This is a genomic window from Aureliella helgolandensis (genome assembly GCF_007752135.1).
In the GTDB taxonomy this organism is placed as follows: domain Bacteria; phylum Planctomycetota; class Planctomycetia; order Pirellulales; family Pirellulaceae; genus Aureliella; species Aureliella helgolandensis.
Window position 1 is genome coordinate 5,779,317 of record NZ_CP036298.1, and the last position, 15,656, is coordinate 5,794,972.

Annotated in this window: 8 protein-coding genes; 5 read left to right on the forward strand and 3 right to left on the reverse strand. The window is 56.8% G+C overall.

Annotated elements, in window-relative coordinates; genetic code table 11:
* Positions 1–99: 99 nt before the first annotated feature.
* Positions 100–3,549, forward strand: a complete 3,450-nt coding sequence (locus Q31a_RS20315) for a hypothetical protein (protein ID WP_145082001.1) — start codon at positions 100–102, stop codon at positions 3,547–3,549.
* Positions 3,550–3,590: 41 nt separating this feature from the next.
* On the opposite strand, the gene Q31a_RS20320 is transcribed toward Q31a_RS20315, so the two are convergent.
* Entirely contained in the window at positions 3,591–4,853 is a 1,263-nt protein-coding gene (locus tag Q31a_RS20320) for an amidohydrolase family protein (protein ID WP_145082003.1), read from the reverse strand.
* A 63-nt stretch (positions 4,854–4,916) separates the two neighbouring features.
* Positions 4,917–8,171, reverse strand: a complete 3,255-nt coding sequence (locus Q31a_RS30930; protein WP_231690856.1) for an amidohydrolase family protein — start codon at positions 8,169–8,171, stop codon at positions 4,917–4,919.
* Positions 8,172–8,431: 260 nt separating this feature from the next.
* Here Q31a_RS30930 and Q31a_RS20330 point away from each other — a divergent pair, with 260 nt between their 5' ends.
* A complete protein-coding gene (locus Q31a_RS20330; RefSeq protein WP_145082005.1) occupies positions 8,432–9,079 on the forward strand; it encodes a sigma-70 family RNA polymerase sigma factor in 648 nt (215 codons plus the stop codon).
* An 11-nt stretch (positions 9,080–9,090) separates the two neighbouring features.
* Positions 9,091–10,791, forward strand: coding sequence for a serine/threonine-protein kinase (locus Q31a_RS20335; RefSeq protein ID WP_231690857.1), 1,701 nt, complete (start codon positions 9,091–9,093; stop codon positions 10,789–10,791).
* Here the strand turns inward: Q31a_RS20335 and Q31a_RS20340 are convergent.
* Positions 10,766–12,874 carry a sigma 54-interacting transcriptional regulator gene (locus Q31a_RS20340; protein ID WP_145082007.1) on the reverse strand — a complete coding sequence of 703 codons (2,109 nt, stop codon included), beginning with the start codon at positions 12,872–12,874 and terminating at the stop codon, positions 10,766–10,768. The genes Q31a_RS20335 and Q31a_RS20340 overlap by 26 nt on opposite strands.
* 207 nt (positions 12,875–13,081) lie before the next feature.
* On the opposite strand from Q31a_RS20340, the gene Q31a_RS20345 reads away from it, so the two are divergent.
* Together Q31a_RS20345 and ilvN are read left to right on the forward strand one after the other, a co-directional pair.
* Positions 13,082–14,479, forward strand: a complete 1,398-nt coding sequence (locus Q31a_RS20345; protein WP_145082009.1) for a DUF1598 domain-containing protein — start codon at positions 13,082–13,084, stop codon at positions 14,477–14,479.
* A gap of 570 nt (positions 14,480–15,049) precedes the next feature.
* Positions 15,050–15,577 (forward strand): acetolactate synthase small subunit, encoded by a 528-nt coding sequence (gene ilvN / locus Q31a_RS20350; RefSeq protein ID WP_145082011.1) that lies wholly within the window; start codon positions 15,050–15,052, stop codon positions 15,575–15,577.
* The last annotated feature ends 79 nt before the right edge of the window (positions 15,578–15,656 follow it).

Here is a 15,656-nt window from a genome sequence, read left to right on the forward strand (position 1 = left end):
TAGGAAATCGCAATGCGTTTCAGGTCAGCATCTCGACCGTCCTGAGGCCAATAGGCGTCCCGCTAAGGAATAGCACGTGTATCACGGAGTCAGAGCGACATGACGTCGGAACTAGAAACCACCCTGAACACTGCATCACCATGGAGTCACACCCAGGCGAAAATGGTCGCTGCAACGACGCTCCTGTTGCGCGACGCCGATGGCCAGATACTTGAGCAATGGGCCATTCAGGAGAACAAAAGCACGTTTGGCAGCCACGAAAGCTGCGGCTTAAGGTGTACCGCCGCAGGCATAGCCCCCTACCATGCGTTAATTGTGGTGGGAGCACGTCAAACCTTTATACGTGCGTTGGCGTCGAAGATTAGCCGTGACAATGTGCCGATCACAGAAATTTTGCTGACTGGCGAAAGTGAGCAATTTGAGATTGCCGGTCATTGCTTCGAATTGACGCGCAAGCCGGTGAGTCCCCTTCGCCCATCTCAGACGCGGTCCACTCGCGGCACCGCCAAACCGCCAGCTGCTGGATTGAAGTTCACGCTGGCGCGCCCATTCCAACTGAGCCAAGCCGCCTCCAGAGCGGCCCTGCATGCCACCACACGAGAAGCAGAAAAGAATGTAGAAAATCTGTCGCAGCTGGTCCATCAGTCCATCCAAGCAGATCGCGAGTCCGGGAAGCAGCCACAAGATTCTGCAGCCCCACAGGCCGATACGCGCAGTTCCTTCGATTCGGCATGGATCAAGGAATTGGTGAAAACCGCGGTTGAGCCACTGGAAACCCAGCTGCAAGAATTGCTTGCCCCCATCGCGAAACTGCAAGAGGAAGCTCGACAGCGTTCTGAGGAAGCTGCGCGACAGCAAGAGGAGCTTCCGGCCGATGGTGCGTCCCAAGCTTCCTGCCAACCGGAGCCAGCCCCCAGCCAGACGTCTTTGGATGTCCAGCAACTCGAACAGGTTGTAGTGCGACAAGCGGCGGAAATGGAGGTCTTGGGCGAACGCCTGAGCGATGTCAATCAACAGCTCGGTAGCATTGAACGCTTGATTACCGAGGAATCAACTCGCAATCGTGAAGCATCGCCTTCGACAGAGGAATCACCTCAAGCGAATATGCAGCAAATGGCGATCGAGCAGTTGCAGCACGGGATCGTTGCAGTGACTTCCGCCCTGACAGAGTTGCAGTCGAAGCAAGAAGCCACTCAGCAGCGTGACAACGAGTGGAAATCTCAAATTCAAACCAAATTGGAAACCCTTCAAGACGCAATCACCAATCTAGGTCAAAAGACCGCCGCCATTGGCCAGGAGTCTGTGCTATCCGCGGCAGAGCTTGAAGCCTACTCAGCACAACTGCTCGCTGCACATACGATTGAGGAAGTCAGCTCGCAGAGCAACTGGAGCCCCGAAGCGGCCTCCCAGGAACTGGTGGTTGCTGAAAATTGGAGCCTGGATGCACTCGAACGGATCGATACCGCAGTGGAACCAACTGTGGAAGAGTCCAGTGCCGCTGCTGAGTCAAGCGAGGCTCTTGCTGCAGAGAACGCTCTGCCTGCGCCAGACACAGAAGCCATCGATTCGGTAGAAGAAGTCACGGACGAAAGTTGGTTGGCTCCTACTGTAGATGATGCCTCCCAGCCAGAAGCCACCAATCCCATTGAGGGAGGTTGGAACCTATTGCAGCCAGTACAGGACTCGCCCTCGCTGCAGGGCGAATCTTCCGACGACTCGAACGCCAGCGACTCAGCCCCCAGCGATTGGTCAACCTTTCCGACAATCGAATCCAATGACGAACCTAGTTGGAGCCTTGAAGCGGTAGGCAGCGAGACGCCGGATCCTGAGCCTCAGACCGACACATCGCTAGAGAAATCTGGGATCGCAAGTTTGGATGTGGAAGACTTCCAAACCAATCCAATCCCACTCTCCGAATTGACAACGGATGATGAAAGTTGGGGGGCCCTAGGCGCGTTGCCTCCACTGGGAGAAAACGTCTACGACATCGATGAGCAAGTGGAGTCGGCAGAGAGTACCGATGTTGGCTTCCAAGCCTCTGAAGCAGGCTCCGCATCTGAGGATCGCAATGCTGAAACAACTTCAGAGATGTGCGAAACTCAAGAAACCATTGCTAACCTCGGACTGGGAGAAGAGGAATTCCCAACACTAGACCCGATCTTGCTATCCCCAGAAACAAATTCGGCACTGCCCTCTGTAGAGCGGGCAGACAGCAAAGCAGAAAATGCGGCAACGCGGGGTTCTGCCGAAGCGGTGGAATCTGAATTCGAAACACTCTCCACTCTCCTCGATGACTGGAACGAAACAGCCTCCCCTGCTACACCATCCCAACTACCACCGAGCCAATCCAAAACGCAAGGCAGCGTTGAGTCAGAAGAGGTGATCGCGGAGGATTGCGCGTCCGAGCTACCGAGCTGGTGGGTTGAGCAGAGCGCAGCGAACGATAGCAACGAGACTCCCCCACATGATTCCCAGGTTGAGATTTTCCCTCAAGACGAACTCTTGGGTATCCCCGACGAAGTCGCCGCGCCTAATTTGCCCGAGGTGAGTAACGAGCTGGAATTGCAACGCGATGACATGGAAGCGTTAGAGAGCGTATCAGAGCACGATGCGGCGGGGAGCACCGACGAAGAACCCGAGTTCTTTGGACTCGGACTGGACGCCGAATTGGCATCCCCCATTTCCGAAATGTCGGCAGCAACATCCCCTGCCATTGAAGAACTCCCGGCCAAAGAAGAGCCTGAATTCAACCTGGAAGAAGCCGAACAACCCAACGCATTGGCGGTACCTGAGCAGGAAGTCAACCTTGAACTTGCCGCTCCTGAAGTGGGGGCAAGCATAGCCGACGACATCTCCTCTGCCGATCCGGATGACGACGTAGAGGAGTACATGCGCCGTCTGCTAGCTCGGATGCGTGGTGTTCCTGAAGATGAGGTCGCGCCGCCCAAACCAACCGCGGCTGTCAGCCAAGCGGTGCCCGAACCGATCGCTGGAGGCGCGGATACAAAGCTCCCCCCCAGCGGTGAGCTATCTCAATCGGAGTTACGCCAGAGCCTCCGAGCCGAACATCTCCAGAAGCAGGTGCAAGAACCTGCCGGCGAGGATGGGAGTGCATCGCAAGAGTCGCCCCAAGTATGGGACGGGCACGTGAACCGCAGCTTCGATGAACCCTTGCCCTTTGATCCCACGAAGTACGCACCTCGCACTTCAGCCCCCGATCGAACTCAAGACTTTTCCGCCATGCGAGAGCTCGCCAATTCCTCAGCCCGATCGGCAATCACCAAGAGCTCGCGACAACGCGCTGTGACATCGGTCGTACTCAAAACGGTGATCGCCCTGATTGGATTTGCCGTCGCTACCGTGCTGATTGCCATCAACGGCTTCAACATCAATATTGGATTGATCGCAACGTTTGCGTCACTGGTGGTGGGAGCTATTTGGGGATACGATGCCGTTTCAAGTATGAAGCCATTGCTGCAAGCCAGCTTCGTTCTCAATCCGCCTGCGGGTCAGGTTGTCGAGGAAGATTTGGCAAAGGAACAGGAATAGCTAGCTGGTGCTCGGGTTGGTGCATTGACCATTTCAGTGCACTACTCGGCCGCTGCTTGCTGATCGTATTTTGCTGAATACTTGCGGTAGAGTTGCTTGTGGCGATTGTCTAAATCAACGACACGTCCTTGGATGAAAGCCGATTCGACTTGGGTTGCAGTTTCTAGAATATCCCCATCGGCCACAAACAGTGTTGCGTCCATCCCCACACGAAGAGCACCGACACGATCGGCGACTCCGAGAATTTCAGCCGGACTGAGCGTGATGGCGCGCAGCGCGACCGCTTCGGGCAATCCATAAGCGGCAGCGGTTCCAGCGTTGTATGGCAAGTTCCGCACGCCACTGGCACCGAATCTTCCTCCCGCCGAAATGCAGAACGCGATGCCAGCCTCATGCAATCGATTGGGGAGTGAGTAGGCTGCGTCATAGGCGGCATGGCGATGCGAGGGGTTGCGATAGACGGCCGAGACAATGACGGGAATATTCTCAGAGCGCAGTAGTTCGAGGCATTCCCCCGCTTCGGCACCACCATAAATAATGACTTTCAAACCGAACCGTTGCCCGAAGGCGATGCTGTTCGCAATCTGTCCAACACCATCGGCCGACACGATCAAAGGCATCTCCTGCTGCAAGACGCGACTGAGGGCTTCCAGGCGCAGGTCGCGTGGCTGCCGCGTCTCCGAAGTTCCGACCGCCTCCCCGTAGCGTTGGGCCTGCTCAAAAATCGTTTCCAACGATTGCCAGCCCGATTTTGACGTCGGGCTGCGCAAGTGCATTCCCAGGTCCGCCTTGAGCGTCATGGACTCCCAGGTCCAACCATCGAGCATCATCATTGCGGAACGTCCGGCGATCAGGGAGCCGCTTGGGACGCTGGCAGCAAGTAGTACACCGTTGGCGCGATTTACAGGAATGATTTCGCTATCGGGGTTGAATGCAGCTGCCGCTCTCACATTCGCATTGTTGCTTCCCGTTTCGCGTGCATCCTCTGTTGCCCGCACCGAGTTGACTTCGACAAGGCCAATATCGGAATAGGCTTCGATCAGACTGGGATAGACGTGCTTGCCCGGTGCCTCAATGACTTGCGTATCTGCGGGCAACGTCGGGTCGTTCCCTATGGCGGTGATCTTGCCGGCTTCCAACAGCAACGTGGCACCGACGAGTGTTTCTCCGGCAACGGTGTGTAGCGTTGCACCTTTGATGGCTATCGGATGTGATTGAGGAGCGCCTGGAATTTGGTCGGAGGCCCGAACAAGGCTGGTGCAGGCAACGAGGCAGAGCAGGACTTGTAAATTGAGTTTTAACATGGATTGATCAGATCTAGGAAAGTGAATGGACACATACTCTACCACTGGCTGCGAGGCACTCAGCTAGTGTTCGTGATCGTGTGCGTGATCATGTTCATGGTGCCCATGATGGCAGAATTCATCGAATCGCACCCACCATGTGGAAGGATCTTCTCGGTGGCTGCCACTGCCGCTATTCGCACCGCCCCCCTGAGCACTTTGCACCAGTTTTCGGTGCAGTTCCGCATCGCGTTGTTGCCGCGAAACATCCTCCTCGCGATCGAAATAGCATCGTCCATCGATCCAGGTTTGCTGGCACACCGACATCGTCGATAGCGGCGAGCGATTCCAGATGACAAAGTCGGCCTGTTTTCCCGGTTCTAGCGAACCCACCATCGCATCAATTCGCAGCTGTTTGGCCGGATTGAGCGTCACGAATTTCAATGCTTCCTCGGGCGATAAGCCACCATATTTGACCGCTTTGGCCGCTTCGTGATTAAGATGCCGAGCCAGTTCCGCATCATCGGAGTTGAACGACACGACGACGCCAGCCCGATGCATCAATGCGCCATTGAAGGGAATGGCGTCGAAGACCTCCATTTTGTAGGCCCACCAGTCAGAAAAAGTGGATCCGGTGGCACCGTGTTTGGCCATGGCATCAGCCACTTTGTAGCCCTCCAGAATGTGCTGCAGCGACCCAATGGTGATCTGATAGTCCTCAAGCACGCGTAACATGGTCAGGATTTCGTCTTGTCGGTAGCTGTGGCAGTGGATCCAGCGTTCGCCCTCCAAGATCTCCACGATTGCATCCAACTCCAAGTCGCGACGCGGTGGTAAGCGGCCCGATGTCTTGCGCCACTCCGCATGTTCCTGCTGGTACGACAGCGCTGCCTCGAATCGATCGCGCATCAATTGCTCAACCCCCATCCGCGTCTGTGGGTAGCGATTGGTGGGCTCACTCCAATTGGATTGCTTGACGTTCTCGCCCAAGGCAAATTTAATGCCGGCAGGTGCTCCATCCATTTTCAGCGCCTCGGCAGAAGCCCCCCAGCGCAATTTAATGACTTGATTCTGTCCACCAATAGGATTGGCAGACCCGTGCAGGATATTGGAAGTCGTCACCCCACCGGCAAGTTGCCGATAGATGGTGATATCAGCCGGGTCAATAAAATCACTGATGCGCACTTCGGCGGTGACCGCTTGCCCCGACTCATTCACGCCGCCATCGGTGGCCATGTGCGAGTGACAGTCAATGATGCCTGGCGATACATGCCAGCCCTGGCCCGACAGCTCAACGGTTCCCTGCGGGACGGGCAAGTCCATTCCGACGGCTTCAATCATTCCCTGATGGACGAGCAAGTCGGCGTTTTCCAGTCGCCCAGCCGGTCCACTGGTCCATACGGTAGCGTCGCGAATTACCAGCCAATCAACCTGAGCCGGCAGGTCGGTGACACCGTACGCCCCTAGCGGAAAGTTCACGTCACAGGCGACAAACTCGGGCGTGGACTTCTCTTCGGACTTCTCTTCGGACTTCTCTTCGGACTTCTCTTCGGACTTCTCTTCGGACTTCTCTTCAGACTGGTCTTCGGAGGCTTCTTCGGCCTCTGAAGATTCGTCAGGTGCCTCTCCCCCTTCGTCGGTTTGAAGCTCCGCATCCTTCGTTGCGGAGAAATGGGTGCGTTGTCCGTCTGGCCACACGACTGTCCCCTGCAATTGCAGGACGTCCGAACGATCGAGAACGGTGGCAGAGAGCTGAGCGAGTCCAGAGCCATACGAAGTCGGTTCGGCAAGTTTCAGGGCGTCGGTCTGGAAGGCCGCGTTGAATTGATAACTTGAGAGGGTCGGCTTGCGCAGCTCCACTTTTTGCGGCTTGTCCTGTTTGCCTGGTCGTTCTAAATGAGCTTTAAGTTTTTTCGGGGTACCGGAAATTTCCAGTCGAAACTCGGCGAGAGCTACGGACTCGTCCTCAATTTCCCAAGCTCCACGAGGATCCAGTGGTAAGTCATCCTCCCAAATGTCCCGCTCGCCCTGCACCCAGGTCTCGAGCAGCTTGGTATCTTCAGCGAACAGAGGGCCAGCGGCGACCAGTAAATTGGCGAACTTTCCAATTTCCAGCGTACCGACCGAGGCGTCAATCTTCAGCAGTTTAGCGGGGCCTTCGGTCAGGGCGCGAAGCGCGGTTGCCTCGCTTAAGCCATGCTTGATGGCGCGACGCACGTTGGGAAGCAGGTCTGCGGATTTCGCCAGCCCATCACTGGTTAGCACAAATGGCACACCTGCGGATTCGAGACGGCCAGGGTTTTCCGGAGCAAGCCGCCAGTGCATTAAAGTTTGCAAAGTGGTATCGGCAATTTCGGCCTGGGTATCCAAGCTGGGTGCCGCGGGAAAATCGACAGGGACAATCCACATCCGCCCCATCTTGGCCACGTCCTGCAGGCGTCGGTATTCCCGCCCCGATCCGCGAATCACTAGCTGCAATGAAAATTCGCGAGCCAATTGGTCGGCGCGTGCGGCGTACATTTCGTTGTTGCCGTCAATGATCACGCGTTGGTCTCCAGCCAGAGCGGCTCCCAACGCCTCAAGTGCATCATTATGCTCTGGAAATGGTAAACGCGCATCGGCTTTGACAGCCCGCTGGGATGCCGCATACCAATCCGCATCATAAAAGGCCTGCCGCACCAATGCCACTGCTCCCATAGGACTGGTCGGATAGGAACCACGTTCACGGCGGTGCGGATAGAGCTGGAGGTGTAGGAAGGATGCGGACTGAAGCATGCGCCCACTCAAGGCCTGCGTCCCGGTTGAAACAATGCAGCTTTGCCCTTTGACGATGCCTCGTTGAGGAGCAGCCAGCGCGGTGCCGACCCCAGCCTGGCGCAGCCCCTGAAGCTTGTCGGCATCGGTCACCAACCGTTCCCCCAGTCGATACTCCGGTGTGACCTGAGCATTCCAATAGCCCGCCACGGGAGTGGACGTTCCTCCCTCCATTTCAACCAAGGGGTCAACAAAGGCGGGGTAGAGTATTCTTCCGCTAAAGTCGAGGCTCTCCGTTCCCGCTGGCACGTCGAGGTCAACGCCGATGGAGGCCAGTTTGCCATCACGAATTAGTACATCCGCCTGCTCCAAAACTTGCCCTGCTCGCACGACCACCTGTGCATTTCGCAGTACGACAGAACTGGGCGGTTGGTAGCGAACTCCCACAGCAGGGGAGGTATTCGTTGGATCCGCAGCGCTGGCACTAGGCAGGCCAGCCAAGATCACCAAGCAGTAGCCGAACCAAGCTGGTGCGTTGCCCCAGCGTCTGGCGAGGGAGTGGGAAAATGTGCAGTGCTGGTTCAATGCGCTGTCCTTCAGGTTTCGGGTGGCAGGTGCTGTGGGAAGAGCAGGGGGGGGAGTGTCGATCCGAGCTTGCCGGCGCTCTGTGCCGTCGGTGCGGATTGGAGCCAAGGGGATACTCTATTCTAGTCCCCAGCGTATATTGGTAGAGCACCGTAGGTGAACGAGATCGTTTAATATGGTAAGAGCTGTTTATCCAGGTTAGTCACTGTAGCACCGTGGAACAACAAGGGGGCCGCCTCCCTTTGTGCTGAAAGCCCGCAATGCCCGAATCATTTTGGCCTGAAACGCCCCCGACGAGCGAATTGCTACTGCAGGCCCAGGGTGGAAACTCCCAGGCCATTGAGCAACTTTTGACTCGACACCGCGACTCATTGCGACGCATGGTAGACCTACGGCTCGATCAAAAAATCAAACGTCGCGTGGACGTAAGCGATGTCGTGCAGGATGTCCTGATCGAGGCGAATCGTCGCCTGCAGGCCTACATGCTCGATCCAGTCATGCCGTTTCATTTGTGGATCCGGCAGATCGCCAAAGATCGAATTATCGATGCGCACCGTCGCCATCGCGTCTCCGGCAAACGGAGTGTTGACCGGGAGCAACCGCTGGCGCGACCGGCCACCTTCGATCAATCCACCATTGAATTGGTCGCGCAGCTGCAGGATCATCAGCTCACCCCTGCCGCGGCAGCCACGCAGCGCGAGATGGCCATTCATGTTCAGGCGGCCATCGAACGGCTGGACGAACGCAATCGAGAAATCATCTTGATGCGGCACTTCGAACAACTGAGCAACCAAGAGGTTGCGCAGTGCCTGGGACTTTCTGAACCGGCTGCCAGCATGCGTTACCTGCGCGCCCTGAAGCGTCTGCGATTGCTGCTCGATGGAAACCCCAACTCCGCACCGTCCTGAAAGAGTTCAACGTGGACCACGAAGAAAATTCCGAGATCCACCTGCAAAACCTCTCGCCGCAAGAGCTGGCCTTAGCAGATTTAGTCAGCCGACTGACCGACCGTGTGCAGGCAGGTGAAACGATTGACTTCGAGCAGATCTGCCGCGAGTCACCAGAACATGCAGATGAACTGAAGGAGCTGTGGGGCGCCATCCTAGTCACGCATGCCGTAGCAGTTGAGACGCGAATTTGGGCTTCCCCGGCCAACGTCGCTGAAGAAGTCAGCCGTGGCTTTACCGTTCCCAAGCTCCCCTTTATTATCGGCGACTACGAATTGCTCGAGGTCATCGGCCGTGGCGGAATGGGCGTCGTCTATCGCGCTCAACAGAGGAGTTTGAATCGTACGGTTGCGGTAAAGATGATTCACGACGATCGCCCATCGAGTCTTGAGAATCGCCAGCGTTTTTTCGCAGAAGCGGAAGCTACCGCCAGACTGGAACACCCAGGCATCGTTCCGGTATTCGAAGTGGCAGAACACGAAGGTCATCCCTTCTTTAGCATGCAGTTCGTGCCAGGCGAAACCCTGGCAGAGCGTCTCAAGCAGGGCCCGCTACCGCAACGGCTGGCCGCCAAGGTGATGGTCGACGTCGCACGGGCAATTCATTACGCGCACGACCAAGGAGTACTGCACCGAGACATCAAGCCCTCCAATATCCTGATCGATGAGTTTGACCGCGTGCGCGTCACCGATTTCGGCCTCGCGAAGCTCTCCGATTCCGCAGACAGTCTCACGCGATCAGGGGCGGTGATTGGAACCCCCAGTTACATGTCGCCCGAACAAGCCTCCGGACGGACTCCGTTGCTCGGGCCGCGTTCGGACGTGTATAGCTTGGGAACGGTGTTGTACCATTCGCTCACTGGACGGCCACCGTTTATCGCAGACTCCCCCATGGAGTTAGCCCTGCAAGTCTTGGAGCTCGACCCACCACCGGTGCGTCTACTGGAGCCCGGTCTAGATCGTGACTTGGAGATGATCGTCTCGAAATCGTTGCAGAAGCCACCCGACTTGCGTTACAAGTCGGCAGGCGCCTTGGCAGACGACCTTGAGTCCTTTCTACGCGATGAACCCGTTCAGGCGCGAAGCGGCAAGCTGGGGCAGGTCGCAGCCCGTTGGTTCCGTGAAACGCATCACGCCATCGTGTTAGAGAATTGGGGATTGCTGTGGATGTGGCACAGTCTCGTGCTGCTCATCGTCTGTGTGGCTACCGAAATTCTCAATTGGTTGGGGAGTGAAAATCGGCTGAGTTACGCGGCGCTGTGGGTTGTTGGACTGGGGACTTGGGCGGCCGTCTTCTGGGCGTTGCGCCGCAGAATGGGTCCCGTCACCTTCGTAGAGCGGCAAATCGCCCACATTTGGGGCGCCAGCCTTATTGCCATCGCAGCTCTCACTCCCCTTGAATGGCTGCTCGACTTGGCACCGCTGACCCTTTCTCCCATTTTGGCGTTGGTGGGAGGCATGGTTTTTTTCATCAAAGCTGGAATTCTCGCCGGTTGGTTCTACATCCAAGCGGCCTGCTTATTAATCACCAGCTTCCTGATGGCTCTGCTGCCAGATTATGCGCACTTGATCTTTGGGCTCATATCCGCCGCTTGCTTCTTTCTACCGGGACTCAAGTATTATCGCCAACGTCGTGCGAATGAATTGTCTACCCATCGCTCTCGTAACGCTTAAGCTTCCGGTCCAGTGTCGAGCGTTCGATCCCAAGTAGCTGCGAAGCCTTCGACTTGTTGCCCGAGGTGAACTCCAGAGTGGCCCGAATATGCGCCCGCTCGAGATCGGCCAGCAATTGAGGGACAAACTCGCCTGGAGAATGATGCGACAAGGCGTTTGCAGCCGCCACGGTCGGCGCACCAGCTCCCAAGCTCGAAATACTCAAATCTTCAACCCCGAGGGTCGACTGGCTGCCGAGCACCACGGCGCGTTCGATCACGTTGCGCAGTTCACGCACGTTGCCAGGCCAGGAATGTCGTGTAAGTACCTGCAGGGCTATCGGCTCGATGCCGGTAATTCGCCGCGTGGAGTGGCCCGAAAACTGGCGGAGGAAATATTCGACCAGCAACGGAATGTCGCGAACACGCCCTCGCAGCGGCGGCACATCGATCTCAATGACCCGCAGGCGGTAGTACAGATCCGAGCGGAATTCCTTGGCACGCACTGCCTCTTCAAGGTCACGGTTGGTTGCTGCGACAACGCGGACATCGGTCTTAATGGGTTTATTGCCTCCGAGCCGTTCGAACGGCTGCCCCTCCAGAGCACGCAAGAATTTGGCCTGCAATTCGGAATTCATCTCCCCAATTTCATCGAGCAGGAGCGTCCCACCGTCAGCCGCTTCGAATTTGCCGATTTTGCGATCGGTAGCCCCCGTGAAGGCCCCTTTTTCATGCCCAAACAACTCGCTTTCGAGCAAAGTGGGAGCCAGCGCAGCGCAGTTGAGGCAGACCAGGGGCCCATCGCGACGCGAGCTGGCGCGGTGGATGGCCCGAGCCACCAACTCCTTGCCAACTCCGCTCTCACCGCGAATCAGTACGGTGGCGGAGGTGGGGGCAGCCTTCTCAATCGCCCGCCACACACCGTCGATTTCAGGACTATCACCGATCATTTCGTGCGAGAGGCCCAGCTGTTGCTGCAAGGCGTCGACTTGCCGGCGACTGGTTTCCAGCGAATGGGCGAGTTGCTCACTGGTAGCGCGCTGCGCCAGAGCAATCGAAAGATTATCGGCAACCCCGACCACGAAATCCAAATCGCTATCGAGCAACATCCGCTCCTCGCCAGAGGAATAGATGTGCAACAATCCTAGCATGGTCTGCCGCTCGCTCAGGTTCTCGAAGATTGGGGCGCAGATAATGCTGACCGTCTCCCGCTGCCCTGACTCTCCGGCTAAGGCGAGTTTCGAATCGTGCTGAACATTGCGAGCGAGAATCCCCTGGCGGTCATTGAGCACATTCTGAACGAGGAAATCACTGACGCGGTGGTAGGCGCTGCCGCTAGCTTGGCGAGCAGCTAAGACGGCCATGGCTGGCAGCGAACCTGCGGGACGAGTAGACAGACCTGCTTGACCGGCAGAGGTCTCGCCGGCCGCCGGGCTTCCATGCACAGGGCTTCCATGCACAGTATCCTCTGGACCAAAGACAACGACTCCACCTCCGGCCACACCAACGCGATCGAGCAGCAGCGTTAGTGCAGTCTGTGCAGCCGCCTCGCGCGAGGGGCTGGCCACCAGCTCAGCAATCAGTCGATAGAAAAACCCCCACGCTTCATCCTGATTTCGCATTCGGCTCGGCTGGTGACCGAGCGCAGCGGCGGCTTGCTCAGCTAAGTTTGTCGCAGACCACTGCGAATTCGAAAGACGATTGACGATGGTAGGTAGCACGACGGCCGTGTTGGCCTCGGCCGCTTGCTCGCGATGATCACCTGCGTTGGACGTCGGTTTAAATCCAGCATCCAGCGATAGGGTGAAAGTCACGCGGCAGCTTCCAACCGAGATAATATCCCCCTCTGCCAGCACCCGGGAGGCAAGAATCTTCTCCTGCCCAACCTGCGTACCGTTTCGAGATCCCAAATCCTCGACCTGCCAACCGCCCTTCAGGGGGGAAATCCGCGCATGGCGACGACTCACCCCCTCTTCCCGGACGACGATTTGATTCTCGGAGGAGCGGCCAATCACCGCAATTTGGTCCGGGGATAACCGCCAAACGTCGGTCCAACGGTTGCCAAGTTGAATGATTAGGTAAGCTTGAGGAGTAGTTTGTTGCATTGGCCGCGTTTGCCAAGTAATCTAAAGGGAAGTCTTCTCTTATAGAGCTCTCGTCGGAAAGCGGTTCTGGGTTACTGCTCAATATTGTGCGGCACCAGCCCCCCTCTACCAGGTTCAGCTTGATAAGAATCACTGCGAGCTTCATCTTAGCGGCTACGACGCGTAGCGTGATCTAAGCGAAATAGAAATCTTCTCCGGAGTCAGAGAATGATTAACAGACTATTCACACAGTCTAATTATCAGTTTGTGCGCCGCACTTGTGCGGCAATCGTCGTTACGAGCCTCTGTTTGGTCAGCCAGCCTGTCCAAGCGCAATTTGGCTTCGGCTTAAACAATCGAACTGGCGTGGTCGGTGGTGTCAGCATCGATGCGGAGGGAGTCGTGCAAGCGGCCAGCGTCGAGCAACGCGGCGGCATCTTGCAACAGTTGCGGAAAACGGTCGGTGTGCCCACTGATGGTATGGAGGCCAAGACCGAACTGCGCATGATTTCGCTGACCAAATTGCAAGCAGAAATCCAGAAAGCGATGACGGCGGGCCAACCGCTGCCTGACGAAGTGCTCTACCTGGCTGGCCTTCAACGCGTGCAGTACGTCTTTGTCTATCCTGAACAACAAGATATCGTGCTCGCCGGTCCCGCTGAAGGCTGGGTTGTGCGGCAAGACGCAACGGTCGTCGGTGCCACCACCGGTCGACCAGTACTCCAGCTCGAGGACTTGCTGGTTGCACTGCGCACGACTGAAGCATCCCGCCAGCACCCGATTTCGGTCTCCATCGAACCAACGGCTGAGGGCCAACAACGTTTAACAGCCCTTTTACGCCAAGTACGGCCGGGGCCTGGATTCAATCCAGCTGCGATCGAGCCAGCCATGCGTGAGGCCTTTGGCCCGCAGCAAGTCAAATTGACTACGGTCGCATCCAATTCGCGGATGGCCCAGACCTTGGTAGCTGCCGACTACGAAATGAAGCGTCTCGCGATGAACCTTGAGCCCGCTCCAGTGACCGGTATGCCAAGCTACATGACAATGATTCGCAACACTGGCAAGCCCGAGGGCAATCAACCTCGCTGGTGGATGGCATGCGACTACGACGCGATCGCCCACAGCGAAGACATGCTGGCCTGGAAGATTTCGGGTCTAGGCATCAAAGCCATGACGGAAGACGAGTACGTCGATACGTTGGGCAACCGCACCGGCACCGGCAAAGCCAACAAGGTCGCTCAGCGATGGGCGGACCTGTTCACGGCCAAGTTTGAAGAGCTGTGTGGATTCAACGCCGCCTTTGGCGACTTGAGAAACGTGATGGATTTGAATATTGTGGCGACCGTCATCGCCGGACATCAGCTAGAACAACTGGCGGGATGCGACCTTTCCCTCTTGGTGGGCAGCGACAATTCCCTTGAGACGCCACAGTGGCATACTCCCAAGACGATCTCGCCGGAATGCAGCTTTGTGCGAGGCCAAGCTGGTTGGACCGTATCGGCCAGTGGCGGTGTGGATATCAATCCATGGAAGATCGTCAGTCAGAAGTCCGCGGCCAGCGATGCGGTGAAAAGCGTTCGCACTCAAGCGGAAGCTACCGACAATAGCAAATGGTGGTGGAACTAAGCTTGGACTGAGACACCTGCTCCTGAAGCACGACCCAACTCAGCCACTTGGATTCAGCGGACTACTCAAGCATCGAAGTAGCAACCATGCTGCCATGCAGACTTCGGGTAATCTTCGGGGGGGGCATCCCAGACCGCTGGGCCCCCGAGAGTGGCGAAGCGAGACGGTGTGCGAGTTCCTGAAACGTAGCCTGAAAAGCAGATAGCGAGTTTCCTACAGCAGCCCGAACCCTCCTTAACCAAGCCGTGTCCCGATGGGGACGCGGCTTTTTTCGTGGGTTTTAAGAGATCGGGCTCACTCCCCCGATCGCTGGGACCTGCAAAGAAAATTAGGAGCGTGGTGGCCTGGGCGGATGGGCTTGATTGCGAAATCAAGCGATAAACTCAGGCATTTAGCATCCTTGAGCAATTCGAGGAAGCAAAGTATCATGCTGAGCCAAGATCTTGGGCTACCGCGGAACGATCCTTGCCGCGGCGGCCGACGCATTTGCACAGAACGAACATCTTCCCCTCTGCACGCAACGAATTCGCAAGGCCACTGGCTTTTCGGCAGTTGCACAGGAAAATCCTTATGCGGCATATCCTTTCCGCTCTTGTACAGAACGTTCCTGGCGTTCTTTCGCACATTTCAGGCATGCTGGCATCGCGTGGCTACAACATTGACTCTCTGGCAGTCGGGGAAACCGAAAATCCAGAATTGTCGCGGATGACCTTTGTCGTCGTGGGAGACGACCGCGTCCTAGATCAAGTGCGTAAGCAATTGGAGAAGATCGTTACGGTCGTGGAAGTGGAGGATATTAGCTCCCGAAACTGCGTAGAACGCGACTTAATGCTGGTGCGAGTCAAAGCAGCGCGTGGGCCTCAACGCAGTGAAATCTTCGAACTGGTCGAAATTTTTCGCGGCAAGGTCGTTGATGTTGGCCCCGATGAAATCATGGCCGAAATTTCAGGCCGCGAGTCCAAGGTAGAAGCGTTCATTGACCGCATGCGTCCCTACGGCATCACGCAACTGGTGCGAACCGGCCGCATTGCCCTGGTCCGTGGCGGCCAACCGTCGGCCACAGATACCGAAGTGGAACTAGCCGTTCCCACGAAATAGGCTACGATTTCCTTCAATCTCTCCCGTACACCCAAGTACCGTGGCGTTTGGTTGCCGCGCAAAACATTTCCCATCCATC

Coding starts and splice junctions, on each gene's coding strand:
- Q31a_RS20315 (WP_145082001.1), top strand. CDS start 100: ATGACGTCGGAACTAGAAACCACCCTGAACACTGCATCACCATGGAGT.
- Q31a_RS20320 (WP_145082003.1), bottom strand. CDS start 4,853: ATGTTAAAACTCAATTTACAAGTCCTGCTCTGCCTCGTTGCCTGCACC.
- Q31a_RS20330 (WP_145082005.1), top strand. CDS start 8,432: ATGCCCGAATCATTTTGGCCTGAAACGCCCCCGACGAGCGAATTGCTA.
- Q31a_RS20340 (WP_145082007.1), bottom strand. CDS start 12,874: ATGCAACAAACTACTCCTCAAGCTTACCTAATCATTCAACTTGGCAAC.
- Q31a_RS20345 (WP_145082009.1), top strand. CDS start 13,082: ATGATTAACAGACTATTCACACAGTCTAATTATCAGTTTGTGCGCCGC.
- ilvN (WP_145082011.1), top strand. CDS start 15,050: ATGCGGCATATCCTTTCCGCTCTTGTACAGAACGTTCCTGGCGTTCTT.